Source organism: Microcystis sp. LEGE 00066 (genome assembly GCF_015207925.1).
GTDB classification, from domain to species: domain Bacteria; phylum Cyanobacteriota; class Cyanobacteriia; order Cyanobacteriales; family Microcystaceae; genus Microcystis; species Microcystis ichthyoblabe_A.
Genome location: NZ_JADEVX010000312.1, coordinates 1 through 2,865, shown reverse-complemented (window position 1 = coordinate 2,865; position 2,865 = coordinate 1). Strand labels below are relative to the sequence as shown.

Genomic DNA, 2,865 nt, shown 5'->3' with positions numbered 1-2,865 from the left:
GGGTGTGGGGTGTAGGGTGTGGGGTGTAGGGTGTAGGGTGTGGGGTGTAGGGTGTGGGGTGTAGGGTGTAGGGAGAATAAATAAAATAATCTCCTGACTCCTGACTCCTGACTCCTGACTCCTGACTCCTATCTCCTGACTCCTGATCACTGATCACTGAGATATGGTACGCTAAACAGGATTTAAGTATTATTAATGATTACTATGAAACAGCGCGGCGTGACGGTTTGGTTAACGGGATTGAGCGGTGCGGGGAAAAGCACGATTACCGAGGCATTACAGGCAAAATTAATCGCTGAAGGTTATTCCATTGAAGTTCTCGATGGCGATATAGTGCGGACGAACCTCACCAAAGGTTTAGGATTTAGTAAAGAGGATCGGGATGAAAATATCCGTCGCATTGGTTTTGTGTCTAATTTGCTCACCCGTCACGGTGTGATTGTCCTAGTTTCGGCTATTTCTCCCTATCGTGAGATTCGCGAGGAAGTACGGGGGAAAATTGGGAGTTTTGTCGAAGTTTTCGTGAATGCTCCCTTAAACGTCTGTGAGGATCGCGATGTGAAAGGATTATATAAAAGAGCGCGTGCTGGCGAAATCAAGTCTTTTACGGGAATTGATGATCCCTATGAACCACCTTTTAACCCAGAAGTGGAATGCCGCACCGATTTAGAGACTTTAGAGGAAAGTGTCGCCAAAGTCTGGAACAAATTGACGGAATTAGGCTACATTCATCAAGCTGTGGCGGTTTAATCCCAGAATAACTTTGTATTATTGGAAAATATCGTAGGGACGTGAACTAAAAACGTCTCTACCCCCCGATTAACCCCTTAGGCAAATTTGTTAGTTAATCTCCTTTTCTTCAGTACCTAAGCAAGGTTAATTATACCTCTCCCTAACCCTCTGTCCAAAGTGCAAGAGTGCCTAAACAGTAAACAGTGATCAGTAAACAGTAAGTAGGGAGGCACAATTATTTGTAGGATGGGTTAGCGGTAGCGTAATCCCTGGGGGTGTTGGGTTTCATGCTTCAACCCAACCTACGTTCTGATAACTGATAACTGATAACTGATAACTGTCTCGACTAGCAAATTAATTTTGCAGGAATACTTAATATTTAAAGGTGCTAAATTATTTTGAAATCTCGCTCTAGTTATTGGAACCTCATTCCCTATCTCCGTCCCCAAACCCAAACAATTATTTTGGCGTTTATCTGTACGATCGGATTTACGGTATTTTGGCCGATTTTAGCTTGGTTAGCTGGACAAATGGCCAGATATATCGGTGAGGGAAATGTGCAGGCATTAGCGACACTTTCGGGGGTGGGGGCAGTGGTTTTTTTACTGCGGGGAATGTCTCAGTATGGGCAAGATTCCCTGATGGCAAAAGCTTCTTTAAAAATTGCCCTGGAATTAAGAAAAAAAGTTTATGCACACCTGCAAACCCTCGGCTTAAATTACTTTGAAACGGCAAAAACTGGTGATTTATCCTATCGTTTAACGGAAGATATTGATCGCATTGGGGAAGTAATTAACAAATTTTTCCATGATTTTATTCCTTCAGCCTTACAGTTAATTGTCGTCTTTGCCTATATGTTTATTGTTAACTGGCAATTGACGATCGCTGTCATTATTATCGCTCCTTTGTTAGGAGTTTTGGTGGGATTTTTTGGTGAAAAATTATTACAATATGCTCGTCGCGCCCAAGCGAAAATATCTAACCTTTCTTCGTTATTAACCGAAGTTTTTGGCGGTATTCGTGTGGTGCAAGCTTTCGCTGCTGAAGATTATCAAACCGAGCTTTTTGCCAAAGAAGCGGAAGAAAATCGCCGCGCTCAATACCTATCAGAATCCACCAAAGCTTTACAATACGTCGTGGTGGGATTCTTGCAAGCGATGGGAGTTATCTTTTTATTCTTCCTTGCGGGTTGGCAAATTTCCCAAAAGAATTTAACTGGTGTTGAGTTTGTTAGTTATGTGGCGGCGGTGGCAATGTTAATCGATCCTATCGCCCATATTACCAGTAATTATAATCAATTTAAACAGGGTCAAGCCTCCATGGATCGGATTTTTGAATTGTTAGCTATTTTGCCAACAATTACCGAAAAACCCAACGCGATCAATCTGCCACTCCACAGCAAAGAAGTTGAATATTGTCAAGTAAATTTTTCTTACAATGAGGACAGACAGGTTTTAAAAAATATTAATTTTACTGCACACGCTGGCGAAATGATTGCTTTAGTGGGAGCATCGGGAGCGGGAAAAACCACTTTAGTTAATATTTTATTGCGTTTTTATGACCCCACTTCTGGCAAGATTTTAATCGATGGGGTGGATATTCGTGATGTGACTTTAAAAAGTCTCCGGCGACAAATTGGGGTAGTTTTGCAGGAAAATATTCTCTTTTCTGGTACTATAGCCCAAAATATCGCTTTTGGTCAGGGAGATTTTAATCTGCAAGAGGTAGAAAAAGCGGCAAAAATTGCCAACGCTCATCAATTTATCGGTGAACTTTCCCAGGGTTACTATACCTATGTGGGAGAAAGGGGTGTTAATTTATCGGGTGGACAAAGACAAAGAATCGCCATCGCGCGAGCGGTTTTATCTAATCCGAGAATTTTAATTTTAGATGAAGCGACTTCCGCGCTCGATTCGGAATCGGAAGCTTTAGTGCAGGAAGCTTTAGAAAGAATTATGACGGAGCGCACGGTATTTGTTATTGCTCACCGATTAGCAACTGTCAGAAAAGCTAACCGTATTTTAGTCTTAGAAAAGGGTGAAATTATCGAGGTGGGTAATCACGAGGAGTTATTAAATCTTAATGGTCGTTACGCTCAATTTCATGCTAGACAATTTCAAGATTAGTCTATTT

At 41.6% G+C, this 2,865-nt stretch carries 2 protein-coding genes; both read left to right on the top strand.

Going from position 1 to position 2,865, the window contains the following annotated elements:
• The first annotated feature begins 204 nt into the window (after positions 1-204).
• Positions 205-750 carry an adenylyl-sulfate kinase gene (gene cysC / locus IQ224_RS22935; RefSeq protein ID WP_036400782.1) on the top strand — a complete coding sequence of 182 codons (546 nt, stop codon included), beginning with the start codon at positions 205-207 and terminating at the stop codon, positions 748-750.
• Between the two features lie 380 nt (positions 751-1,130).
• Positions 1,131-2,858: an ABC transporter ATP-binding protein gene (locus IQ224_RS22930; protein WP_002743745.1), complete on the top strand. Its 1,728-nt coding sequence runs from the start codon at positions 1,131-1,133 to the stop codon at positions 2,856-2,858.
• Positions 2,859-2,865: the final 7 nt, after the last annotated feature.

Bases quoted from the DNA above. Each gene is read 5' to 3' on its own strand.
- cysC (WP_036400782.1), top strand. From the start codon at position 205: ATGAAACAGCGCGGCGTGACGGTTTGGTTAACGGGATTGAGCGGTGCG.